The organism is Streptomyces sp. NPDC050743, from assembly GCF_044456925.1.
Taxonomy (GTDB): domain Bacteria; phylum Actinomycetota; class Actinomycetes; order Streptomycetales; family Streptomycetaceae; genus Streptomyces.
Genome location: NZ_JBITGJ010000001.1, coordinates 416,224 through 438,582, shown reverse-complemented (window position 1 = coordinate 438,582; position 22,359 = coordinate 416,224). Strand labels below are relative to the sequence as shown.

General features: G+C 72.2%; 20 protein-coding genes. 6 read left to right on the top strand and 14 right to left on the bottom strand.

The features are described from left to right. Window positions 1–251 precede the first annotated feature (251 nt). Together ACIBJF_RS02075 and ACIBJF_RS02070 are read left to right on the top strand one after the other, a co-directional pair. Window positions 252–587, top strand: a complete 336-nt coding sequence (locus ACIBJF_RS02075; RefSeq protein WP_399171719.1) for a hypothetical protein — start codon at window positions 252–254, stop codon at window positions 585–587. 64 nt (window positions 588–651) lie between these two features. Further along, the gene (locus ACIBJF_RS02070) at window positions 652–1,110 is read left to right on the top strand and encodes a GNAT family N-acetyltransferase (protein WP_399171718.1); all 459 of its coding nucleotides are present in this window, start codon (window positions 652–654) and stop codon (window positions 1,108–1,110) included. Window positions 1,111–1,126: 16 nt separating this feature from the next. Here ACIBJF_RS02070 and ACIBJF_RS02065 read toward each other — a convergent pair whose 3' ends face one another. After that, the gene (locus ACIBJF_RS02065) at window positions 1,127–1,261 is read right to left on the bottom strand and encodes a hypothetical protein (RefSeq protein WP_351803991.1); all 135 of its coding nucleotides are present in this window, start codon (window positions 1,259–1,261) and stop codon (window positions 1,127–1,129) included. Window positions 1,262–1,373: 112 nt separating this feature from the next. Between ACIBJF_RS02065 and ACIBJF_RS02060 the strand changes: the two genes are divergently transcribed. Next, the gene (locus tag ACIBJF_RS02060) at window positions 1,374–1,997 is read left to right on the top strand and encodes a class I SAM-dependent methyltransferase (protein WP_399171717.1); all 624 of its coding nucleotides are present in this window, start codon (window positions 1,374–1,376) and stop codon (window positions 1,995–1,997) included. A gap of 28 nt (window positions 1,998–2,025) precedes the next feature. On the opposite strand, the gene ACIBJF_RS02055 is transcribed toward ACIBJF_RS02060, so the two are convergent. Beyond that, complete coding sequence (locus ACIBJF_RS02055; RefSeq protein ID WP_399171716.1) at window positions 2,026–2,526, bottom strand: DUF402 domain-containing protein; 501 nt, start codon at window positions 2,524–2,526, stop codon at window positions 2,026–2,028. After that, window positions 2,507–3,436: a GNAT family N-acetyltransferase gene (locus ACIBJF_RS02050; protein ID WP_399171715.1), complete on the bottom strand. Its 930-nt coding sequence runs from the start codon at window positions 3,434–3,436 to the stop codon at window positions 2,507–2,509. The genes ACIBJF_RS02055 and ACIBJF_RS02050 overlap by 20 nt, the downstream gene beginning before the upstream one ends. A gap of 71 nt (window positions 3,437–3,507) precedes the next feature. On the opposite strand from ACIBJF_RS02050, the gene ACIBJF_RS02045 reads away from it, so the two are divergent. Then, entirely contained in the window at window positions 3,508–3,879 is a 372-nt protein-coding gene (locus ACIBJF_RS02045) for a GntR family transcriptional regulator (protein ID WP_399171714.1), read from the top strand. A gap of 31 nt (window positions 3,880–3,910) precedes the next feature. Here the strand turns inward: ACIBJF_RS02045 and ACIBJF_RS02040 are convergent, their stop codons facing one another. Both ACIBJF_RS02040 and ACIBJF_RS02035 read right to left on the bottom strand, forming a co-directional pair. Then, a complete protein-coding gene (locus ACIBJF_RS02040; RefSeq protein WP_399171713.1) occupies window positions 3,911–4,681 on the bottom strand; it encodes a DUF72 domain-containing protein in 771 nt (256 codons plus the stop codon). Between the two features lie 15 nt (window positions 4,682–4,696). Continuing rightward, window positions 4,697–5,806 (bottom strand): DUF5925 domain-containing protein, encoded by a 1,110-nt coding sequence (locus ACIBJF_RS02035; RefSeq protein ID WP_399171712.1) that lies wholly within the window; start codon window positions 5,804–5,806, stop codon window positions 4,697–4,699. Between the two features lie 130 nt (window positions 5,807–5,936). Here ACIBJF_RS02035 and ACIBJF_RS02030 point away from each other — a divergent pair, with 130 nt between their 5' ends. Further along, complete coding sequence (locus ACIBJF_RS02030) at window positions 5,937–7,355, top strand: xylan 1,4-beta-xylosidase (RefSeq protein ID WP_399171711.1); 1,419 nt, start codon at window positions 5,937–5,939, stop codon at window positions 7,353–7,355. Between the two features lie 15 nt (window positions 7,356–7,370). Here ACIBJF_RS02030 and ACIBJF_RS02025 read toward each other — a convergent pair whose 3' ends face one another. The 5 genes from ACIBJF_RS02025 to ACIBJF_RS02005 form a co-directional block, all read right to left on the bottom strand. Beyond that, complete coding sequence (locus ACIBJF_RS02025; protein ID WP_399171710.1) at window positions 7,371–11,213, bottom strand: polysaccharide biosynthesis C-terminal domain-containing protein; 3,843 nt, start codon at window positions 11,211–11,213, stop codon at window positions 7,371–7,373. Next, window positions 11,206–12,006, bottom strand: a complete 801-nt coding sequence (locus ACIBJF_RS02020; RefSeq protein WP_399171709.1) for a polysaccharide deacetylase family protein — start codon at window positions 12,004–12,006, stop codon at window positions 11,206–11,208. Before ACIBJF_RS02020 ends, ACIBJF_RS02025 begins: the two co-directional genes overlap by 8 nt. After that, window positions 12,003–13,025 (bottom strand): glycosyltransferase, encoded by a 1,023-nt coding sequence (locus tag ACIBJF_RS02015; RefSeq protein ID WP_399171708.1) that lies wholly within the window; start codon window positions 13,023–13,025, stop codon window positions 12,003–12,005. The genes ACIBJF_RS02020 and ACIBJF_RS02015 overlap by 4 nt, the downstream gene beginning before the upstream one ends. Next, window positions 13,022–13,843 carry a glycosyltransferase family 2 protein gene (locus ACIBJF_RS02010; RefSeq protein ID WP_399171707.1) on the bottom strand — a complete coding sequence of 274 codons (822 nt, stop codon included), beginning with the start codon at window positions 13,841–13,843 and terminating at the stop codon, window positions 13,022–13,024. Before ACIBJF_RS02010 ends, ACIBJF_RS02015 begins: the two co-directional genes overlap by 4 nt. Window positions 13,844–14,211: 368 nt before the next feature. Next, on the bottom strand, window positions 14,212–14,610 hold the full coding sequence (locus ACIBJF_RS02005; protein WP_399171706.1) for a hypothetical protein: 399 nt from the start codon (window positions 14,608–14,610) through the stop codon (window positions 14,212–14,214). 279 nt (window positions 14,611–14,889) lie between these two features. On the opposite strand from ACIBJF_RS02005, the gene ACIBJF_RS02000 reads away from it, so the two are divergent. Further along, window positions 14,890–15,684, top strand: coding sequence for an SGNH/GDSL hydrolase family protein (locus ACIBJF_RS02000; protein WP_399171705.1), 795 nt, complete (start codon window positions 14,890–14,892; stop codon window positions 15,682–15,684). Window positions 15,685–15,702: 18 nt separating this feature from the next. Here the strand turns inward: ACIBJF_RS02000 and ACIBJF_RS01995 are convergent, their stop codons facing one another. From ACIBJF_RS01995 to ACIBJF_RS01980, 4 genes are all read right to left on the bottom strand, one after another. Continuing rightward, complete coding sequence (locus ACIBJF_RS01995) at window positions 15,703–17,331, bottom strand: serine/threonine-protein kinase (RefSeq protein WP_399171704.1); 1,629 nt, start codon at window positions 17,329–17,331, stop codon at window positions 15,703–15,705. 62 nt (window positions 17,332–17,393) lie between these two features. After that, window positions 17,394–18,905, bottom strand: a complete 1,512-nt coding sequence (locus ACIBJF_RS01990; protein ID WP_399171703.1) for a sulfite exporter TauE/SafE family protein — start codon at window positions 18,903–18,905, stop codon at window positions 17,394–17,396. Beyond that, complete coding sequence (locus tag ACIBJF_RS01985; protein ID WP_399171702.1) at window positions 18,902–20,506, bottom strand: hypothetical protein; 1,605 nt, start codon at window positions 20,504–20,506, stop codon at window positions 18,902–18,904. The genes ACIBJF_RS01990 and ACIBJF_RS01985 overlap by 4 nt, the downstream gene beginning before the upstream one ends. Window positions 20,507–20,598: 92 nt before the next feature. Further along, complete coding sequence (locus tag ACIBJF_RS01980) at window positions 20,599–22,158, bottom strand: DUF4331 domain-containing protein (RefSeq protein ID WP_399171701.1); 1,560 nt, start codon at window positions 22,156–22,158, stop codon at window positions 20,599–20,601. Between the last annotated feature and the right edge of the window lie 201 nt (window positions 22,159–22,359).

Here is a 22,359-nt window from a genome sequence, read left to right as displayed (position 1 = left end):
CCTTCGGCCAACTGGATTCGGGGAGGCGATGAAGCCCTCGCTAATCGCTTCGACGTGCGGTGACCGCAACGGCGATGGCGCGATCTTAGCCCGGCCTCCACCGTTCGGCTCGCCCCGGTGATCAGGCAGAGCCTCCGGCGCAGCGCATGGGCGAGGCGGGGCATCTCAGAAGCCTTCCGCTTACCGCTCGGCAGGCTTCTGGCCTATTGGTCGAGCTGGGAGGCGATGAACCCCGGACATCCCCATCGGCCGTGTCTCCTGGCACCCCTGGCTGGGTACTCTCCGGCGGGGACTTGGTGCTGTGGACCGACGTCACCATCGAGGTCGTCGAGGCCGAGGCGTCGCGGCGCATCGTCGAACACAACGTCAGCGCTGCTGGCCGGCGCCGGGCCCGCGGGACCTACGTCATCGACCCGCTGCCCGCCGGCGGGAGCCGTGTCCCGTTCACGTACGCCTGGGTGCGCGCCCCGCCGGCCGACCGGCTGCCGGCCGCCGTCGTACGGACCACCATGCGGCGCGCCAACCGCACGGTCATGCGGCGCCTGGCCGCCGAATCGGCTCGCCACCTGTCCGCCGCCGGCTCCTGACGGCGCGGGCCGCCCCGCTGACCGAGGGGTGCCCGTACCGGGCTCGGGCGGATAGCGTGCGTCCATGATCGAGGAGAACCCGGAGCGTGTGCGGCCGGCCGGCGCCCAGGACGTGCCGGCCGTCGCCGCCGTGACGGACGCGGCCTACCACCCCTACATCGAACGCATCGGAGTGGTGCCGCAGCCCATGGAGGCGGACCACGCCGCGAACGTGGCCGCCGGGAAGGTGTTCGTCACCGGGGAGCCCGTCCACGGACTGGCCGTGATCGAGGCGTTCGCCGGCCACCTCTTCCTGGACAGCATCGCCGTCCATCCCGACGCCCACGGCACCGGCGTCGGACGGCGGCTGCTGCGTTTCGTCGAGGCACGCGCGCGTGAGCTGGGCCTCGGCGAGATCAGGCTCTACACGAACGCGTTGATGTGGGAGAACCAGGAGATCTATCCGAAGTACGGATACGAGGTCGTGGAACGCCGTGTCGACGGCCCCTACGACCGGATCCACTACCGCAAGCGGCTGGACTGAAACGGCCCTGGCGGGGTCAGCCGTCGGGCCACCAGGTGCGCGCGATGTCCTTGCGCACCTCGGGACGTTTCGCGGGGTTATCGTCGGCCTCTTCGCGGATTCGGCGGCCGTCCGTCTTCTTCAGGGGCTTCTGCACGGTTACGCGGCGCATGGCTGCCTCCTTCAGTGCCTACCGTGTTTCCGTGTTGTCACGGTGGTAGACGCTTTTGGCGAGAGTTCCTCATCGGAGCCGGGTTGTCAGTGGCGGCTGTCACTCTTCGGGTATGACGAACGTGAATGACGACACAGGTGCGACGGGTACCCCGGAAGTCGACTGGGACGCCGAGGCCGGCGCCTTCGACGACGAGCCGGACCACGGCCTGCGCGACCCCGAGACCCGCGCGGCCTGGGCGGACCGGCTCCGCTCCTGGCTGCCCGAGCGCCCCGCCGACGTCCTCGACCTCGGCTGCGGCACCGGCAGCCTGTCGCTCCTCGCCGCCGAACAGGGACACCGGGTGACGGGCGTCGACTCGTCCCCGGCCATGGTCGAGCGGGCCCGCGCCAAGCTCGCCGGGCGCGACGCGGTGGTCCTGCGCGGAGAGGCGGCCGCTCCACCGGTGGGGGAGCAGCGCTTCGACGTCATCCTGGTGCGACACGTCGTGTGGACCCTGCCGCAGCCCGGCCGCGCCCTGCGGCACTGGCGGGACCTTCTGCGCCCCGGAGGCCGTTTCGTGCTGATCGAGGGCGTGTGGGGAACCCCGCACCCCACAGGCATCCCCGCCGACCGCCTCACCGCACTCCTGGCACCGCTGAGCCCGGACGTGCGCGTGGAGCGACTGTCCGACGACTCGCTGTTGTGGGGGAAGCCGGTGGAGGACGAGCGGTACGCGGTGGTGGCGGCGGTGTGAGGCAGGGGGCGCCTTCCCGACCGGGGTGTCAGGTCAGCAACCGGTGGAAGTCGCCGGTGCGGGCCAGTGCCTCCAGTTCGTCGAGTGCGGCCACGGCGGCGGACGCGGCCCCGGGGTCCGTCTCCGTCAGGCCGCTCTGCGCGAACTCGTCCTCGTCCAGCCGCCGTACGTCCCCGCCGTCGGCGGAGCGCCACAGGTCCAGGTCGAGGTCCTCCACGACCAGTTCACCGCCGGTACGGACCGCCGGTCTGGTGATGTCGCAGTACCAGCCCTTCACGGTGCCGTCGGCGGCGCGCACCTCCTTCACCGAGTACCAGCGGTCCCGCCAGTAGTACTCGGTGAAGACGTCGCCCGCCTCGAAGCGCACGAAGCCGAAGTCGCGGACGCCGGAGCCCGCCCAGGGCGCGCGTACGGCGATGCGGGTGCCGTCGTCATCGAGCAGCTCGGCCGGGTAACGGATCTTCGTCCGGCCCGCCTTGACCAGGACGACGTCCAGCCGGGCCGTCGGTTCAGCCGAGTTCGCGGACATAACGCACCTCCGTGGCGCAGATCTCGTATCCGAGCCACTTGTTGATCGCGATCATGGGGCCGTTGCCGGTGTCGTTGCCCGTGTAGGCCTCGGTGATGCCGGCCGCCCGGGCCCGGTGCAGGGAGTGGATCTTGGCGAGCTTGGCCAGGCCGCGCCCGCGATGCGACTGGGCGGTGCCGGTCATCGCGGAGACGTAGCGAGTGCCGCCGTCGGTGTAGGCCACGCTGAAGGCGACCGGCCGGCCCTCGACACACGCGGCCACCGTCAGGTCGCGGTCCAGCAGCGGATGCTTCCAGTACTGCTCGACCCAGGCCTCATAGTCGCTCAACTCGTGGTCGACGTCCCCCGGTTCGTCCAGCATCGTCTCCGCGTCCAGCTCGAACAGCGGGCGCGGGTCGGCCGTGAAGTCCGCGGCCGTGCGCAGCTCGACGCCCGGCGGGGTCTGCGGGACGGGCGGGAGGGAGGCGCTCGCCAGGCCGAGGCGCAGGAAGTGGGCGGACCGGCTGCCCCGGTAACCGTGGCGTTCCGCGAAGGCGCGGTTGGCCGGTTCGTCGAGGACCCAGCTGAGCAGCCTGGTCGCTCCCTGGGCGGCGAGGTGCTCCTCGGCCGCCCGCAGCAGGAGCCCGCCGGCGCCGCGACCGGTCCGGTCCGGCCGGACGTAGATGTTCACCAGGCCCTGGCCCGGCTCGGCGCTGTCGTGCGCCAGGTGGACCTGGGCGGTGCCGATCACCTCGCCGTCCTCCTCCGCCACCAGCGGGCGGTAGCGCGCCTCGGGCGGCATGTGGAGGGCGTCGTGACGGATCGAGTCCGAGGTGAACAGGATGTACGGAAGGGCGAGATGGCGGACCCGGACGAAGCCTTCGGTGTCGGCCGGGACGCCGGGGCGGAGGTCGCGCACGATCACAGTCATGGGGATGCACCGTACGGCGATACGCGCCGGGGATGCCTCTCATTTTCCGGCGGGTGCGCGACAATCGCCCCGTGAGCCTGAAGATCCGCATCGACGACAGCGCGCCCCCGTACGAGCAGGTGCGGGCGCAGATTTCCGAGCAGGCGCGGTCCGGGGCGCTGCCGGTGGGGTACCGGCTGCCGACCGTGCGGGGGCTGGCCGAGTCCCTGGGCCTCGCGGTGAACACGGTGGCCAAGGCGTACCGGGCGCTGGAGGGCGACGGGGTGATCGAGACGCGGGGGCGCAACGGCACGTTCGTGGCCGCCGCCGGCTCGGCCGCGGAACGTGAGGCCTCCCTGGCGGCTCAGGCGTACGCCGAGCGTGCCCGGCGGCTCGGGCTGACCGAGGACGCGGCGTCGGCCGCCGTGCGCGATGCCCTTCGGGCGGCCTACGGAGAGGGCTGAGGAGAGTCCGGCACCTTCCCCAGGGCATGGGTCAGCGCAGGCTCGCCGGCTCCGGGACGCGCGTCACACGCAGCCCCGCCCGGTCCGCCGCCCTCCCGAACGTCACCGCGTCCCGTACGGCCGCACCCCCCGGGTCGTTGTTGAAGTACGCGTACACGTCCTCCGCCCGCTCCCAGGTCGTCGCGATGCGGTCCACCCACGTCTCCAGGGACCGCCTGCCGTAGCGCGGCCAGGGGTGGGCGCGGCCCTGGTGGAAGCGGACGTAACCCCAGTCGGTGGTGCGCCACAGCGGGGTGACCGGGCGGGCCAGGACGTCCGCCCAGCACAGGGCCGCGCCCCGGGCCGACAGGACGTCCCGTACCTCCCGTGTCCACCAGGAGTCGTGACGAGGCTCGACCGCGACCCGCGTACCGGACGGGAAGCGGGCCAGGCAGGCGTCCAGCAGTTCCGGGTCCGCGCGCAGGGTCGGGGGGAGCTGGAGCAGGACCGGGCCCAGGCGGTCGCCGAGGCCCGCCGCGTGGCTCATCAGGCGGTGGACCGGTTCCTCGGGGTCCTTCAGGCGCTTGATGTGGGTCAGATAGCGGCTGGCCTTGACCGCGACCACGAAGTCCTCCGGGACCCGGTCCCGCCACGCCTCGAAGTTCTCGCGGGAGGGGAGACGGTAGAACGCGTTGTTGATCTCCACCGTCGCGAACAGGCGCGTGTACTCCTCCAGCCACAGCCGCGCCGGGACCCCGGCCGGATAGACGAGGTCCCGCCAGTCCTTGTACTGCCACCCGGAGGTGCCGACGAACAAGGTCACAGCACCATCAAAGCACTACAGGTACAGGCCCGCGTCCGCGCCGTCCCGCGCCCCCGGCACCGAGGTCGGCGCCGTGCCCCGGCGCAGCGCGAACAGCTCCGCCAGCGTCGCCCCCTCCCGCCCGATGGCGTCCTCCCGGCCGTCGGCGTCGCCGCCGAGCCAGTTCACCGCCTCCCGATGGGTCAGCTTGCCCACCTCGATACGGGCCAGGCAGCGGCCGGGGCGGACCACGGCCGGGTGCAGGCGCTCCAGGTCCTCGTTGGTGGTGACGCCGACCAGGACGTTGCGGCCCTGGCCGAGCAGGCCGTCGGTGAGGTTCAGCAGCCGGGACAGGGCCTGGCCCGCGGTGTGCTTGGCCTCGCCGCGGATCAGCTCGTCGCAGTCCTCCAGCAGCAGCAGCCGCCAGCGGCCCTTGCCGGGGCCGTCCTCCTCGCCGATCGCGATGTCCATCAGGTAGCCGACGTCGGAGAAGAGGCGCTCGGGGTCCAGGACGCAGTCCACCTGGCACCAGTCGCGCCAGGAGCGGGCCAGGGTGCGCAGGGCGGAGGTCTTGCCGGTGCCCGGAGGGCCGTGGAGGAGGAGCAGACGGCCCGCGATGTCCTCCGGGGTCGTCTTCATCAGGCGGTCCATGGCCTCCGCCACGGGTGCCGTGTAGTTGGGCCGGACCTCCTCCCAGGTGCCCGCGGAGATCTGCCGGGTGGTGCGGTGCGGGCCGCGCCTGGGGGAGACGTACCAGAAGCCCATCGTGACGTTCTCGGGCTGGGGCTCGGGCTCGTCGGCCGCGCCGTCCGTGGCCTGGTCGAGGACCTTCTTGGCCAGTTCGGCGCTGGTCGCGGTCACCGTGACGTCCGCGCCGCGGTTCCAGCGGGAGACCAGCAGGGTCCAGCCGTCGCCCTCGGCGAGGGTGGCGCTGCGGTCGTCGTCCCGGGCGACGCGCAGCACCCGGGCGCCGTCGGGCACCAGGGTCGCGCCGGAGCGGACCCGGTCGATGTTCGCCGCGTGCGAGAACGGCTGCTCGCCCGTCGCGAAGCGGCCGAGGAACAGCGCGTCGACGACGTCGGACGGCGAGTCGGAGTCGTCGACGTGGAGCCGGATCGGCAGAGCGTCGTGTGGGTTCGCAGACATGCGGCCATGATCCGGCACGGATGCGCTCGGCGCACGGCATTTCCTCCCCTTGTTCCGGGTGTTCCAAGACTGTTCCGGGTGTTCCCAAGACCTGCCGGAGGCGTTGCCTCCGCCGTTACTGTTGTCCCCGATGGGGCGTCATGGGTGGGATTCGGATACTCGGCGGTGGCGGCTCACCGCCCTGCTCGGTGTGGGCGTCGCCGCGCTGGCCCTCGCGGTGACCCTGTTCGGCACGCTGTCCGGCGGACCCGGTACGGCCGGCACCACACGTGACGGCGAGAAGGTGCACGGCACCCCCGCCCCTCCCGGCGCCAAGCCGGAGCCGTACGTCGGCTGGGGGTTCACGCACACCCAGTACAGCGCCGACGAGGGCGCCGGCGCGGCCACCGCGCGGGTGAGGCAACTGCTCGGACAGGACGCCGGGCTGGCGCAGAACCAGCACATCATGGGCTGGGGCGCCGACAATCCCGAACCGGTGAAGGGGCACTACGACTTCGGCGCCCTCGACCGCCGTGTCGACTTCGTGCGCGCCTCCGGCGGCACCCCGGTGATCACCCTGTGCTGCTCCCCGGACTGGATGAAGGGCGGCAAGGCCGGGGTCGACAACACGGACTGGAGCAAGGCCGCCCTGGAGACGGCGCCCACCCCCGACCACTACCAGGACTTCGCCGACCTCGCCGCGACCGTGGCCCGGCGCTACCCGGACGTGAAGCACTTCATCGTCTGGAACGAGTTCAAGGGCTTCTGGAACGACGCCGATTCCCGCTGGGACTACGAGGGGTACACGAAGCTGTACAACCTCGTGTACCGGGCGCTGAAGAAGGTCGACCAGGACATCATGGTCGGCGGCCCCTACCTGGTGATGGACAGCGTCGACCCGCGGGACCAGGACGCCTCCACCGCGCTGAAGGGGCCCTGGGGCGCCATGGACCAGCGGGTGCTCGACGCCTTCTCCTACTGGAACACGCACAAGGCGGGCGCCGACTTCACCGTGGTCGACGGCTCCAGCTACACCCGCGACGACGAGATGCTGCCCGACGAGTTCGCGGCCACCGACAAGCTGACGGCGGTCAGCGCCTGGGTACGGCGGCAGACCCACGGGCTGCCGCTGTGGTGGGCCGAGTACTACGTGGAGCCCGGCGACGGCAACGACGACCGCAAGGGCTGGTCCGAGCAGCACCGCGTCGCCGTACAGGCCACCGGGATGATCGCCATGGTCAAGGGCGGCGCCGAGTCCGGCTTCTACTGGAACCCGGAGGAGAAGACGGGCACCGGCTGCGCCGGCTGCCTGTGGACGCCCACCGACGGCTCCGACGGGGGCAGGGCCCTGCCCATGTACGACCTGGTGTCCCGGTTCGCCGAGGCGTTCCCGCCCGGCACCAGGTACGAGACGGTCCGGGTCGCGGCGGACGACGTGCCCAATGTCCGGGTCCTGGCCGACAGCAGGACCGTCCTGGTGGTCAACACCCTCGACCGGACCATCAGCGCACAGGTCGACGGTAAGCGGTTCGACCTGCGTGCGTACGAACTGAAGTGGCTCGACCGCTGACCGGCCGAGCCGCCCTCACTTCATGGTCAGGAACCGCTGCACCAGCGAGGCCAGCACCACCGCCAGCAGCGGCAGCGAGAACCAGAACGAGCCCTGCAGCAGCCGCAGCTGACGTACCCCGGGCCGGACCGCGACCCGTACGACCTCCCGCCCGGCCAGCAGCAGGATCAGCACGACGGCGGCCAGCGCGCCGACCACCGACCACGGGGTCCAGGTCACCTGGGGTCCGATCGGCCCCGGATGCGGCCCGGGCACCGCGCCGGCCGGCCGCTCGCGCAGCGCGAACAGGGTGACGTCGTCGTTGACCAGGACCTTCGTCAGCTCCTGCCGGTTGTCCAGGTTCTCGATCAGCCGGGGCTCCCAGGTCGCGGAGTAGCCCGCGTCCAGCTGCAGATAGGTCACCTGGCTGCGGTTGATCATCAGATACGAGTTCGGGCCGGCGTCCTTGAGCGCCTTGACCAGGCCGGACACCAGCACCGGGTCGGTCGGGGCCAGAGTGGGCACGTAGTTCACCCGCTCCATGTCCTTCGCGCCCCAGGGCATGGCCGGGGTCACGTCGTTGACCGTGTCCTGGGTCAGCCACAGCAGCCGCAGTGTCGGCTTGTCATGGGCGTACACCCAGTTCATGGCCGCGATCTCGCCGGGCCGGGTGCGCTCGAAGGGCTCGTTGCCCCAGCGGGCCACCAGGAAGCCGCCCATCAGCAGCAGTCCGGCCAGCAGCGCGGCCAGCGGGGCGAGGCTGATCCGGTCCTTCTCGCGCTCCTTCGCGGTGACGCCGGTGCGCGGGAAGAGGGCGAGGGCGCCGAGCAGGGCCGCGCCGGGCACCGCGAACATGAAGACGCGCAGCGCCATCTCACCGCCGTACGACTGCATGCCGAAGCCCAGGAACGGCACGAAGGTGAGCACCAGCAGCGAGCGTTCGCGGTAGCGGTGGAAACGCCGGCGCCACCAGCCCCAGCAGGCGAAGGCCAGCACGGAGCCGGCCAGCAGCACCCGGGTGTACAGCACCAGCTTGTGCGTCGAACTGCCGCCCTGGATCCGGCCGGAGACGGACGTGGAGACATTGCTGCCGACGCCGCCGACCCCGCCGAACAGGTCGTCGAAGTGTCCGGACCAGTACGGCTCGGCCATGAAGCCCACCCACGCCGCGACCAGCACCGCGAACAGCAGCGGCAGCCCGCGCGGTTCGGAGCGGCCGAGCAGGACCAGGGCGGCGAGCACGCCGAGCATGACGAACGGGGTGAGCTGGTGCGCGGGCACGCTCGCCGCGTACAGGCCGATCAGCACCAGCAGCAGCACCGCCCGCTGGCGGCGGTCGGCCGGTTCCACCTCGGCCTCGCCCGGGCGGAACTTCGTCCAGATCACGCGCGGCGGGCGGAACCAGACCAGCAGGATCGCCACGAACATCAGGTACAGGAGGTAGGTGAAGCCCTGCGGGGAGAAGTAGTCCTGGCCCACCCAGCCGCACAGCACGAACAGCCACACGCCGGTCCACTTCGCCCGCCAGCTCGCCCGCAGGGACCGGGTGAGCAGGAACATCGGTGCCAGATAGGCGAGTTGGACGGCCGTCGGCCACCAGCGGATGACCTCGGTGAAGTCGGTGACCCCGCAGGCCCGGCCGACGAACGCGGCCACCGCGAAGAAGCCCGGCCAGCTCCAGCGGGCGTCCAGGTCCGGTACGGCGGACCCGGTGCGGTCGATGTAGTCGATGAACCCGAGGTGCTGCCAGGCCGTCGGGAAGCGCGGCTCGGTCTCGATCACCGCGGGCAGCGCGTGCAGCGACACGACGGTCGCCAGCAGGGTGAGCAGCAGCAGCGCCCGGTGCTCACGGCGCAGCCAGAGCAGCGCGGCGAAGACGGTCACCAGCAGGGCCGCCCCGACCAGCGTCGGCAGCGGCAGCACCGAGACCAGTCCGAGTCCGCCCATCCGGTCGAGGTCGGCCTCGCCGAGCCGGAGCGCGGGCACCCAATACAGCAGCAGCGCGGCGATCAGCAGGCAGCCGAGCACCACACCGGTGCGGGTGGGCAGCAGCCGCTGCCGGAGTGACGCCGGGGCCGGCGGTTCGCCGGGCATGGGCTCGTCCGGTACGGCGGGGTCCGCCGGCTCCTGCGCGAGAGGCGCGTCGATCTCCGCCATGGGGTCGATCCTGCCGACGGACGCCTCCAGTTCCTCCTCGGTGAACGGCGCGTCGACCTCCGCCGCCTCCGCCTCCCGCAGCAGTTCGGCCTCGGCGGGCCCCAGCGAGGCCTCGCTGCCGGGCTCCCGCTCCTCCACCGGGAGCCCCACCGGACGCGCGGGCGGGAGTATCGGCGCACCGGCGGGCGGGGTGCCGGGGCCCGGGCGGACGTCCGGACGGCGTTCCACGTGGTCGAAGTCGACGTGCACGCCGAGCGCGAGGGTGTCGGAGTCCAGCGCCCAGGCCGGGCTGTGCCGGCGCGCCGGGGAGGCGGGCGGGAGCTCGCGGGCCCCGAGGTCGGCGAGGTCCCCGTCGGGTGCCGCCGTGTCGGGCACGGCGTCGGCCGCGGTACGGATCGTCCTGAAGAGCCTCGGCGCGGCGATCGCGGCGATCACCGCCAGGCTGACGGCCTCGGCGAGACCCGCGCCGGTCAGCCCCATCCGGGGCAGGAGCAGCAGGGTCAGGCCGAGGGTCAGCACGCACAGCAGGCCCTGCAGCCAGGCGAGTCCGGCGGTGCGGCTGCGCGCCCGCAGCACCGCGAAGTACGTCTCGATCACGACCCGCAGCACCGAGCCGACCGCGAGCCAGCGCAGCAGCGGGGTCGCCGCGTGCGCGTAGCCCGAGCCGAACACGCCGAGGATCCAGGGCGCGCCGGTGATCCACAGGGTCGCGATCGGCAGCATGATCCGGGCCATCCGCTTCAGCGCGGCCCGGGTGTTGGCGGCCAGCCGTCCCGGGTCGTGCGAGCCCTCGACCGTGAGGGACGCGCCCATGTTGATGGCGAGCAGGTCGGTCGTGCCGCCGATGGTGGTGGCGATGTAGAAGTAGGCGTTCTCGGCGGAGCTGACCTGCGCGGCGACGATCACCGGGACCAGGTAGATCACGGCGAGCGAGAACAGCGAACCGGTGTAGTCCCCGGCCAGGAACCTGCCGACCTGCTTCAGCGTCGGTGGCTCGGCGCGTCCCTCGGTCGTCCTGACGTGCCGGGGCACCAGCCGCCGGAACACCAGCCAGCCCAGCGGCACCACCGAGGTGGCGATCGCGGCCACCCAGGACACGAAGACACCGGTGGTCGGGATGGCGACGGCGAACGCGACGAGCAGGGCCAGCTTCACCGCCGAGAACACGGTGTTGCCGACCGGCACCCAGGTCGCGCTGCGCAGCCCGGTCAGCACCCCGTCCTGCAGGGTGAGCACGTTCCAGGCGATGACGGCCGCGATGAACCCGAGCCCGTTGACCGTCCCGTGCAGGAAGCGGTACGACGGCCCCCAGGTGTCCAGGGTCAGCAGGAAGACCCCCGCCGCGAGCGCCACCAGCAGCGAACTGCCCGCGTAGGTACGGAAGATGAGTTTGCCGGTGCGGTCCCCGGCGACCGGGATGAAGCGGGCCAGGGCACCGGTCAGGGTCACCGCGGTCAGCCCGGCGAGGAACTTCATCGCGGCGATGGCGGCCGAGCCCTGCCCGACCGCCGAATCGGAGTAGTAGCGTGCCGCGGCCAGCCAGAAGCCGAGTCCGAGGACGGCGGAGATGCCGGTGTTGAGCATCAGCGCGTAGGCGTTGCGGAACAGCGGGTTGCCGCCGGAGGACCGGCCGGTTCCGGGCAGCCGGAGGCGGCGCCCGGACTTCCGGGGCGTCTCGGCGCCGGTCGTCGTGGACTCGGTCGTGGTGGTCGTGTCAGACACGGGAACGGATGGCCTTCCGGCGGACCTGACGGGCTCTGCGGACGAGGGCGTAGCCCTTGGTGAGGGCGCGGTCCCTGGCGAAGGTGCGGGCGATGGCCCGGCCGTGGAGCAGCCGCTCGAACTCCTCCACGCCGGTGGAGCGCCGGACCGTGACCCGCTGCAGCGCGTACGGCCCCTGGCGGCGGCGGGCGAGGCCGTTGCCGACGGCGAGGGCCTGGCCGTACCCGTGCTCGCGCACGGCCCGGCGGACCCTGCGGTCGGAGTGACCGTAGGGGTAGGCGAAGGACACCGGCCGCGCGCCGAGTTCGTCCGTGACGATCTCCGTGCAGCGGATCAGTTCCGTGCGCAGCGCGCCGTCGTCCAGCTGGTCGAGCTGGGGGTGGGTGTGGCTGTGCCCGCCGATCTCGACGCCGGCGGCGGCCAGTTCGCGCACCTGCCGCCAGTCGAGCATGGTGTCGAGGCCGCCCCCGGTGTCGTACGCGCCCCTGATCCAGCCGGTGGAGACGAACAGGGTGGCCGGGAAGCCGTGCTTGGCGAGGACGGGCAGGGCGTGCCGGTGCACCCCCTCGTAGCCGTCGTCGAAGGTGATCAGTACCGGCCGGGCCGGCAGCGGGCGGCCGGCGCGCCAGCGTGCCGCGAGGTCGGCGGTGCCGACCGGGGTCAGGCCCAGGTCGCCGATGAGCGCCATCTGCTCCGCGAACGCCTCCGGCGCGACCGACAGGGCACGGGTGGCGTCGTTGGGTGCGGTGGCGACGGAGTGGTACATCAGGATCGGTACGGGAGTGTCATTCACCTGTGCCCCCCTCGGTCGTCCCCCTCGGTCCGCTCACCTGTGCCCCCTTCGATCGGCGCCACCGAGAACGTCGTACCGCCCCGCCGCGCCCGCAGGCTGCCGAGCGCGTAGCCGCCGGCGGCGCTCAGCACCCCGGCGAGGATCGCGCCCGCGCGTCCGGCGCCGCCCGGCCGGGCCAGCAGCGCGTCCCGCAGGCCACGAGCGACCCCCGCGGGCAGCACCCTGGTGGTGTAGCGGCGTTCGGACTCCAGGCCCTTGTCCGCGCCGACGCTCTTCGCGACCAGCGCCTTGGACAGGCCCTCGGCGTAGGTGCGGGTGCGGAAGTAGGCGAAGTGCTCGCGGGGTTCGGGCACCCGGTGGTGGATCACCGCGCGGTCGTCGATGAGCAGGACGGCGTCGGGGCGGGCCCGGGTGAGCCGGATGCACAGCTCCGTCTCCTCGCAGCCCAGCGGGCGGCGGTCGCCGTCGCGGCCGATGCCGGTCGCGAAGCCGCCCGCCGCCTCGAAGGCCGTACGCCGGAAGGAGGCGTTTCCGCCGAGCACGTTGCGCACCCGGACCCGGCCCGGCGGCAGCCCCTTGTAGGTGCAGCCCACCACCCAGTCGAACTCCTCCGGGAACCAGGCCGGCCGGCGGCCCGAGGCCCAGGCGGGCACCGTACGGCCGCCGACCGCCATCACACGCGGGTCGGCGTAGCCCTCGGCGAAGCGGCGCAGCCAGTCGCGTTCGGCCACGGCGTCGTCGTCCAGGAAGGCGATGACCTCGCCGTGGGAGGCGGCGATGCCGGTGTTGCGGCCGGCGGACAGGCCGCGCGGGCCGGCGTTGGCCAGCACCCGGACGCCGCCGGCCTCCTTGTACTCGCGCTCCAGCCGGTCCTTCAGGGCCGGGTTGTGGTCCACGACCAGGAGCGTCTCCAGCGCCGGGTACGACTGCGCGCGCACCGAGGAGACCGCCGCGAGGATGTCCTCCCAGCGGTCCTCGGTGTACACGCAGATCACGACGGAGATGCCGGGATCTGTCAAGACACCTCTCCCCGGACCGTGTCGAGCATCGGCGAGTGGTGTTCCTGGCGGCGCAGTTCGCGCCGGTTGGAGCGTTCCTTGAGGATGACCTTGAGCACCCGGAACCCGTCGCGCACGGCCCGCAGATTGCTGGTGCCGTGGATGCGGAGGTACTCGTGGCTCGGGATCTCCTGGACCTTCAGGCCGGCCTTGACCACTCTGATGTTCATCAGCGTCTCGACCTCGAAGCCGGTGCAGTCGAGGTCGATCTTGTCCAGGCAGTGCCGCCAGAACGCGTTGTAGCCGTAGCAGAGATCGGTGTAGCGGGCGCCGAACTTGCGGTTGACGACGGTGCACAGCGCCCAGTTGCCGAGTTTGCGGATGAAGGTCATGTCGTCGGTGCCGCCGCCGTTGGCGAAGCGCGAGCCCTTGGCGAAGTCGGCGCCGGAGACCAGGGCGGAGACATAGCTCACGATCTCGCCGCCGTCGGCCGAGCCGTCCGCGTCGACCATCACGATGATGTCGCCGCTGCAGGCCTCGAAGCCGGTGATCAGGGCGTCCCCCTTGCCCCTGCCGCGCTGTTCGACGACCTTGACCTCCGGCCACAGGGACCGGGCCACTTCGACGGTGTCGTCCGTGGAATTGCCGTCCACCAGCACGACTTCGTGTATCCAGTCCGGGAGCGTCTTGAAGACGTAGGGCAGGTTCTCCGCCTCGTTCATGGCGGGAATGACCACGCTCACCGGCGGAGTGATCGCCAGGTGGGAGGAGATCGGCCGGTAGTGCGCGGCGATTAAAGGATCTTGCCCCGAACTCGGCGGGCGCAGGACGGAACTCATTGGTCTTTTCCCTCTCGTCCGGTGGACCGCCCACCCCCGGGCGGCCCGGCTCTGTGTCCGGTTCGAAAGGGGGGTTCTCATCTTCGGCGCGGTGAACTGGTCTCCGTGCACGCCGATGAGCTGGCAAAGCTGGCCGGTCCGCCGGAGAAAGACGGCAGCCGGTCGCGCGGCACGACTCGGTCACAGTTGCGGTCACCGAGCACGGCACCCCCCTACCGCGCCCCGCGCCGGTGGACGTCGCGGCCCCTGAGCCCTCCCCTGGTGCCGAGTGCCGACGTGCCGGTGCGGGTGAGATGTACGACGGTATTGACGATTGCACCCTAAAGGCAACCCCTGGGGGCTGCCTCACGGTTTTGTTGGTTTGACCGTTACGCAACTTTGGCCGGAGTTGCTCGGTCTTGTGTGCGTTTTCCGGAAATTCGTTCCCGGATCAGGACCGGGAGCAGAAGCAGCAGACTCAGCACGGTCACCGCGACCACCCCGCCCCGGACCGACCAGCGGTGGACCGCGAGCATGCCCTGGGCAACCAGCATGTTGACGACGACCGAGCCCGCAAGCGCGCAGAGCACACGGCCGAAGGGATCCAGCCCCCGCAGTGCCGCGGCGAGCGCCACGGCCGGCGCCGCGAACAGGAAGAGCAGGGTGCACGGGCCGCGCAGCGGAGAAGCGGAATCGATGAGAGCGAGCAGCGCGCCGGTCAGTGCCACGGCGGTCGCGCCCCCCGCGAGCAGCGGCAATGAAGATGTCTTGATGCGTATGGTCTGCATTGGCGACTTTGCCCCCCGACGCGCCTGATGCCGGGCTTCAATGTGGCCCAGCCCGGGGGAGGGCGTCAAGACGGACGATCCGTCTTTAAACATTCATTCCCCCCCTTTGCCGGTCACTGACGCGGTGTCAACGACCCTCGCATACATGCGCACCAGATGAGCGGTCAACGTCTCGCGTTGATCCTGTTGAGGCCGGAAAAAGTCTTGGCATGGACACTTCCCGTCAACACGCGTAGTTGCTACGACAGTTGTGGCAGAGATCCTGCTAAAGGAGGTTCCATGAGACGTTCCCGACTTACCGGATTCGTTACTTCGCTCCTCCTCGCCGCCGGCCTCGGTCTCACGGGAGCCGGCCACGCGACCGCCGCCACCGGTGGCTACGTGGCTCTCGGCGACTCCTACTCCTCCGGAGTCGGCGCGGGCAGCTACATCAGCTCCAGCGGTTCCTGCGACCGCAGCACCAAGGCATACCCGTACCTGTGGAACGCCGCCCACAGCCCGTCCTCGTTCGCCTTCAACGCCTGCTCGGGCGCCACGACGGACGACGTGATGGCGAACCAGCTCGGCTCCCTGAACTCCTCCACCTCACTGGTGTCCATCACCATCGGCGGCAACGACGCCGGATTCTCCGACGTCATGACGACCTGTGTGATCCAGTCCGACAGCGCCTGCCTGTCCAGGATCGCCACCGCCGAGGCATACGTCGACTCCACGCTCCCCGGCAAGCTCGACACCGTCTACAACGCGATCAGCGCCAAGGCCCCGGGCGCCCGGGTGGTCGTGCTCAGCTACCCCCGCTTCTACCTGCTCGGCCAGACCTGCCTCGGGCTCTCCGACACCAAGCGGTCCGCCATCAACAGCGCGGCCGACTACATGGACGCCGCCATCCAGAAGCGCGCCCAGGCCCACGGCTTCGTCCTCGGCGACGTCCGCTCCGCGTTCTCCACCCACGAGATCTGCTCCGGCAACTCCTGGCTGCACAGCGTCAACTGGCTCGACATCGGCGAGTCGTACCACCCCACCGCGGCCGGCCACTCCGGCGGCTATCTGCCGGTCTTCACGAACAACGCGTGACCCGAACGGGCTCGCCCCTCAGGGTGAACTCTCCGGCGAGCCCGACGCCGAAGCGGAGGCCCCGCCCGACGGGGTCTCCGTCGCCGTGGCGGTCGTGCAACTCACCGAGAACGGGACCGCGTTCGACGTGGTCTGCACGGGGGCGCGCACCTTCACACTGATCCGGTCCTCGGTCGTCCCGCCGCCCCGGTACACCGTCAGGGTCACCCGCACCTGCCGGGTCCTCCCGCCGCCGTCGGGGAACGACAGCGTGTGCCATCCCGGGTCGGACACCGATCCGCGGGTCGTCACCCACCGGTACTCCACCTGCGCGGGCAGCCGTCCCACCGTGAACGTCGCCGTGAACGAGGGCGTCTGCGCGTCCGGCGGCGGACAGCTTCCGGAGTACGTCGTGTTCGCGCCGACCACGGTGACCTGCACGGACTGCGCCGGCTGGGTGCTCGCCGAGGTGCTGCCGCTCGCCGACGGCGGCGAGGTCGTGCCCGAGTGCGTGGTGCCGTGCGTGCTCGGCGTCCGCACAGCGCCGCTGGTCCCAGTGCCGCCGCCCGCGTTCTGCTCGCCACCGCCGTTCTCACGGTTCAGCAGCGCGTACGTCAGTCCCGCCAGCGCCAGCGCGACCAGGAGCAGGCCCGCCACCAGCACCGCGCCCGCCCGCCGGTCGCGCCGCGGCTCGTCGGACGCCGTGGACGTCGTGGGTGCCGTGGTGCCGGGCAGGGGCGGGGTGGGGGAGGACTGTCGGTGCGGGGCCGCGACCGTCGGAGCGGTGTACGGCGGCACCGGCAGCGTGGCCGCGCGGGGCGTACCTCCGCCGGAGGGGGCACCGCCGGCAGCGACGATCCGCAACTCGTGCTCCGCCCGCTCGGCGGCCGGCCGCTCGGCGGGGTCCTTGCGCAGCAGCCCCTCGATGACCGGGGCGAGCGGGCCGGCCCGGTGCGCCGGCGGCAACTCCTCGTCCACCACGGCGCGCAGGGTGCTGATGGGGGTGTCGTACCGGAACGGCGAGACGCCCTCCACCGCCGCGTACAGCAGCACCCCCAGCGACCACAGGTCCGACTCCGGACCCGGCGTCCGCCCCAACGCCCGCTCCGGGGCCAGGAATTCGGGCGAGCCGATCACCTCGCCGGTCATGGTCAGCGCCGAGCTGCCCTCGACGGAGGCGATCCCGAAGTCGGTCAGCACCACCCGGCCGTCGTTGGCCAGCAGTACGTTGGCCGGCTTCACGTCCCGGTGCAGCACCCCGGCGGCGTGCGCGGCGCGCAGCGCGGACAGCACCTCGGCACCGATGTGCGCCGCCCGCTGCGGTGACAGCGGCCCCTCCGCCTCCAACTGGTCGGCGAGCGACAGCCCGCGCACCAGCTCCATCACGATCCACGGCCGGCCGCCCTCCATGGCCACGTCGTACACCGTGACCACATTGCGGTTGGCGACCCGGGCCGCCGCCCACGCCTCGCGCTCCAGACGCGCGTACATCCGCTCCACGTCGGAGGCCGGCAGCCCGGCCGGGGCCCGCACCTCCTTGACGGCCACCTCGCGGTGCAGCACCTCGTCCCGGGCGCGCCACACGGTGCCCATGCCGCCCTCGCCGAGCGGGGACAGCAGACGGTAGCGGCCCGCGATCACACGTTCGCGGCCCGGCTCTTCGGACACGGGCGCCCCCCAAGGCAAGGTGTGTGATTTCTCCCTGTCGCGTGATTTCATCCCAAGTTAGCTCAGCCGAGCGCGGATGCGGCCCCCCTGAGCACCAATCCGGCGCCCAGAGCCATGACGACCAGCGCGGACGCGAGCGGCACCGAGCGGCGCACCAGCGCGGCCACCGGGTGGGCGGTCCAGCGCGGACGCCGCTCCAGCACCCGGCTCACCCCCGAACCCAGCCGCACCACGGCGAACCCGGCCGCGGTGAGCGTCAGCGCGAGCCCGGCGCCGTAGGCCACGACGAGCAGCAGCCCGAACCAGGCCTTTCCGAGCGCGGCGGCACCGACGAGGACCACCACGGCGGAGGGGCTGGGCACCAGCCCACCGGCAAAGCCGAGCAGGAGGGTGCCGCGGAGGGTGGGGGCGGTGGGGCGGGTGTGGGTGTGCCCGCCGTGGGTGTGGGTGTGCCCTCCATGGGTGTGCGTGTGACCGGAGTGGCCGTGGCTGTGGGCGTGTTCCCCAGGGGAGTGGTCCCCATGGGTGTGCTCCACATGCTGCGGGGGGTGATGGTGGCGGGCGGTCCACACCCTCCGTACGAGGCCCGCGCCGGCCGTCAGGACCAGCGCCCCGCCCGCGATGCCCAGCCAGGCGATCACCGAGGGTGTGGCGGCTGATCCGGCCGTGACGAGCAGGCCCAGGGCGACCACGCCGAGGGTGTGGGTCACGGTGACCGAGGCGGCCAGCGGCAGCACGTCCCGAAGCCTCGCCCGGCCCCCACGGGCCGCCGCCGCGGCGGCCATCAGGGTCTTGCCGTGGCCCGGCGCGAGCGCGTGCATCGCGCCCAGGACGACCGCGACGAGCAGCGCGAGCGCGGCGAAGCCGACAGTGAGGTCGTGGCGGGCCACGAGGTCGTCCAGCGCGCGGGTCCAGCGGTCGGCGCCCCGCGGCAGGATCGCGGCCCCCGGTTCCGTCCGCCGCTCCTCGGCGAGGGCCGGGCCGCCGGGGCGCAGGCGCACGGAGGCGGCGGTGGTGTCGGCCGGCGAGGACAGCAAGTCCTTCGGGTACGTGGTCAGTTCGTGCGAGACGGATGTCTTCGGCACGTCCGTCGCGGTCAGCGTCATACGGTCGCCGCGCGCGGTGATCTCCCGCCAGCCGGGGCCGCCGGTGGCGTCCGCGCTGTGGAAGCCGAGGGCCACGGTGGCGCGGCGGGGGAGCGGGGCGGTCAGCCGGCACTCCACGCGCAGAGTGTGCAGCCCGGCCTGACCGGGGCGCAGCCGCGCCGTGGCGCCGACGGCGGTCAGCGCGGCCGTACGGCCGTCGACCGTGAGCCTGCTGTCCTCGGCGGCCCGCGCACACCGCTGCCGGGCCCACTCGCCCATGCCGAGCCGCCTGAGGTCGGGCCCGGCCTGGGTCGCCGGGATCTCGGCGAGGTCCTCCACGTGGTCGACGCGGAGCAGGCCGGGGGCGGCGACCAGGCCGTCGTAGCGGTTGACGGTGAAGTTCCCGAGCGGGTGCGCGCTCGCCGGGCCGGCCGGCAGCAGCGCGAGCGCGCACCCGGCGAGGAGCAGGAAGGGCAGGCGGAGCTTCACTGCGTGGCCTCCAGGGCTTTGCGGGCCTCGGCCGCGCCGAGCGGGGAGAAGCCGGGGTTCAGGCGGAGGGCCGAGGTGAGGCAGGCGCGGCCGGCCGTGCGGTGGCCGGTGGCCAGCTCGATCGTGCCGCGGTGGTACAGGAAGGCGGCGTTGCGGTAACCGGTGGCGGTGGCCCGGCGGGCGTACGGCAGGGCCTCGGCGTCCCGGCCGTTCACATGCAGCGCCCAGGCCAGCGCGTCCGCGGTGTGCACGGTGTGCCGGCGGGCCCATTCGGCGCGGGCCGCGCGCAGGGCGGCCGCCCTGTCGCCGTGGTCGGCGGCGGCCAGCGCGGTGTCGAGGTCGGCGTTGACGCCGTTGGCCCGGGCCAGCGCGATCCACGCGTCCACGAGGGCGTACTGCCGCCGCGCCCTGGCCCGGTCGCCGGCCGCGCCCCGCGCCTCGTACAGCTCGCCCAGTTCGACCAGTGGACCGGGCAGCGGATACCGGGCCACCACGGTCTCCATCCCCTTGATCGCCGCCGCGCGGTCCCCGCTCGCCGCTTGCGCCCGCGCCCGGCCCTCCAGCGCCGGAAGGTAGGTGTCGTCGGCGGCGAGGGCGTGGGCGTAGCAGGTGAGCGCCGTCCTGTAGTCGCCCTGGCTCCAGGCGAGTTGGCCGAGCTGGGCGGACACGTACGCGATGTCACCCGGGGAGGTCGCGCCCGCCAGCGCCTGTTCGAGGACCCGGCGTGCGGTCGCCACGTCACCCCGCAGCTCACGCACATACGCGTACCGGGTGAAGACCGGCACGCCCGGCTTGCGTGCGTCGGCGGTCTCGGCGGCCTTCGAGGCCTCGGCGTACCGGCCGAGTTCGACCAGGGCGTCGATACGGGAGGACAGCGCGCGCTCGCTGTACGGGTTCTGCCGCAGTGCCTTCTCCGCGTAGGTCAGGGCGTGCTCGAAGTCGTGCCGGGCGGCGGCGAGGGCGGCGCGGCCGGCCAGCGCCTGGTCGTTGTCCGGGACCAGCGCGAGGGACCGCCGCAGCGCCTTGTCCGCCTGCGGGTACCGGGAGGGATCGCCCTTGGTCCGCGCCTGCTCGACGTAGGCCAGGCCCAGCGTGGCCCAGCTGCCGGAGTCCTTGGGCTGGGTCCGCAGATGCGTCTGCAGCGCCGTGATGCCCGCATCCAGGTCGCTGCCGCCGAGCACACCGGGATCCACGGCGGTGGAGGCGGCCGGCACGGTGACGGGCCCCCGATCGGCCCCGAGGGCGATGGCCCCGCCGGTCAGCGCCATGGCCAACAGGGCCGCGCACCCGATGAGTCGGGCGGGCCGCCAGCGCCGTCCCGCCGCGGCGAACCGCCGAACGGCGGCCACGCGCCGGTCGGCCCCGGGGGCCGGGGACCCGTCGGCGCCGGGCGGAGGCCCCTGGCGGCCCGCGTCCCGGGACTCGCGGGAACCGGCCTGCGCGCGGTCGGCCTCGGAGCAGCCCGGGCCGGCAGCGTCCGGCACATCACTGTCGGCGGCGCTCACCAACGGCCCGGCGCTGTCCTGACGCCCACCGCTCGCCTCCTGCCCGGCGTCGCCCTTCCGCCCGTCCATGTCGTCGTCCTGTCTGCGCGGGCCCATGCCGTCTCCTGCGTGCGTCGGTCGTGTGGAAGGCGCGGCCCGTCGTGGGGGAGGGGAAGGTACGGGCCGCGCCGGTCTGGGGTGGGGCGGGGTCAGTACGGGCGCCGGATGCGCCGGCGCCACCAGCCGACGGCCGTGCCGAGGAGCAGGATCCCGGCCGCGCCCGAGGCCGCCGACGCGGCGATCAGCACCGTGCTGCCGGAACCGGAGCCGCCGGAGGACCCGGCCGGCTGCAGGGCGTCGCCCAGCTGGCTGCGGACGTCCGTTCCCGCCGTCGTGCCCTTGGCGAGCCGGCCACGCGAACCCGAGGTGGGCTCGGCGACGTACGGGAAGTACTTCTCGAAGCCCTTGTCGTTCTTGTCCACCGCGTCGCCCAAGTCGTTCTTCGAGCCGACCAGTTCACCCTCGACGACCTGCAACGCCTCGTCGATCACGTCGTCCGTGAGCCGGCGCCCGTTGGGGAAACCGGCGTTGTCGCCGTCGAGGACGCCGAGTCGCTTGGGATGCATGGCCGGCTTGATGGAGGTGTTCAGGCGCAGTTCCTCCGCGGGGCGCACGTTCGGCGGCTGGTTGAGGCCCTTCACGCCCTTCAGGAAGACGTCGACCAGGTCGTTGCGCGGCTCACCGGGCGCCTTGATCTTGTAGATCGACTCGATGAGCCTGGGCAGTTCGGGGTTGGTGACGTTCTTCAGGAACTGGGCGTCGTACCAGGGCTGCGAGGCGTTGAACCTGTCCTTGTCCTTCTGCGGGTTGACGACTTCGTTGACCAGCGGGTTGCCCAGGCGGGAGACCTGGCTGTAGTAGCCCTGGGCGTTGCGGCGCTGGGTGGTGGACCAGATACCGACGACCGGCTGCCCGGCCGACTCGCGGATCAGGTCGTTCGGCACCTGCAGGGCGATGGTGTTGACGTTGTAGCCCTTCAGGGTGTCCCGGCCGACCTCGCTGAGGTTGCCGCCGTACAGCAGGTCGAAGACGCGCAGGTCCGCGAAGAACGGGTCGTCCGCCTGCCCGGCGAAGGTCGCGGCGCCGCCCGCCGTCTTGTACACGGCCTGCGCACGCAGTTTGGCGTAGTCCGGCATGGACGCCTTGCCGACGTTCGACGGCGCCACCGGCACGTCGTCCGCGAGCTTGGTGTCCGACATCACGTGCTGGTTCTTCAGCCGGATCAGATCGATGTCGTACGTCTGCGTGATGTTGAGGTCGGGGTCGGCCAGGCTGGTGACCGGACCGGTGTTGTAGAGGAACGTGTTGCCGTTCTTCGTGTGAGTCTTGAAGGTGTAGCGGAACAGCAACTCGCCCTGTGCGTCACCGTTGTTGTCGACGTGGATGTCGTACTGCGCGTCGTCGGCGAACGTATAGAAGTTCGGTCCGCCCGCGGGCTCCTCGAACGGGATCCAGTTCGCCACGATGGTCGTCGTGTCGGGCTTGTCCGGGCTGACGAACGCGTACAGGTCGGTGTTGTCGTACTGCGGGGTCCCCGAGATCAGCGGGGCCTCGCGGTGGGAGGAGGCGGAGGCCGCCCCGGGTTCCAGCACGGCGACGCCGGCGGCCGCGAGCCCTCCGGCCGCCAGCGCACCGCAAAGGAGCGCGGCCAGGCCCGCGCGTCCCGTGCCGCTCCTTGAGAAGGGCCCCCTGGAGAAGAGAGGTGTCATGCCGTCCGTCCTCAGTGCCGACTTGCCTTTGACGGACGGGTCTTCGGAGCGGGCCCGCCGATCGGATTGGTCGGCCGGGGAAAAACTTTTGGGCACCTCCCGACCCGCGTTTTCCGCCCGCCGATCCGTATCTCCCGCGGGAGGTGTGCGGTCGTGCGGATGCGTGGATTGCGCGGTAGGGCCGGCTGTGGCCACGGAGAG

What these genes read in the sequence shown, in the direction of transcription:
- ACIBJF_RS02070 (WP_399171718.1), top strand. Translation starts at nt 652, where the DNA reads ATGATCGAGGAGAACCCGGAGCGTGTGCGGCCGGCCGGCGCCCAGGAC.
- ACIBJF_RS02065 (WP_351803991.1), bottom strand. Translation starts at nt 1,261, where the DNA reads ATGCGCCGCGTAACCGTGCAGAAGCCCCTGAAGAAGACGGACGGCCGC.
- ACIBJF_RS02060 (WP_399171717.1), top strand. Translation starts at nt 1,374, where the DNA reads ATGACGAACGTGAATGACGACACAGGTGCGACGGGTACCCCGGAAGTC.
- ACIBJF_RS02055 (WP_399171716.1), bottom strand. Translation starts at nt 2,526, where the DNA reads ATGTCCGCGAACTCGGCTGAACCGACGGCCCGGCTGGACGTCGTCCTG.
- ACIBJF_RS02050 (WP_399171715.1), bottom strand. Translation starts at nt 3,436, where the DNA reads ATGACTGTGATCGTGCGCGACCTCCGCCCCGGCGTCCCGGCCGACACC.
- ACIBJF_RS02035 (WP_399171712.1), bottom strand. Translation starts at nt 5,806, where the DNA reads ATGTCTGCGAACCCACACGACGCTCTGCCGATCCGGCTCCACGTCGAC.
- ACIBJF_RS02030 (WP_399171711.1), top strand. Translation starts at nt 5,937, where the DNA reads ATGGGGCGTCATGGGTGGGATTCGGATACTCGGCGGTGGCGGCTCACC.
- ACIBJF_RS02010 (WP_399171707.1), bottom strand. Translation starts at nt 13,843, where the DNA reads ATGAGTTCCGTCCTGCGCCCGCCGAGTTCGGGGCAAGATCCTTTAATC.
- ACIBJF_RS02005 (WP_399171706.1), bottom strand. Translation starts at nt 14,610, where the DNA reads ATGCAGACCATACGCATCAAGACATCTTCATTGCCGCTGCTCGCGGGG.
- ACIBJF_RS02000 (WP_399171705.1), top strand. Translation starts at nt 14,890, where the DNA reads ATGAGACGTTCCCGACTTACCGGATTCGTTACTTCGCTCCTCCTCGCC.
- ACIBJF_RS01985 (WP_399171702.1), bottom strand. Translation starts at nt 20,506, where the DNA reads ATGGGCCCGCGCAGACAGGACGACGACATGGACGGGCGGAAGGGCGAC.
- ACIBJF_RS01980 (WP_399171701.1), bottom strand. Translation starts at nt 22,158, where the DNA reads ATGACACCTCTCTTCTCCAGGGGGCCCTTCTCAAGGAGCGGCACGGGA.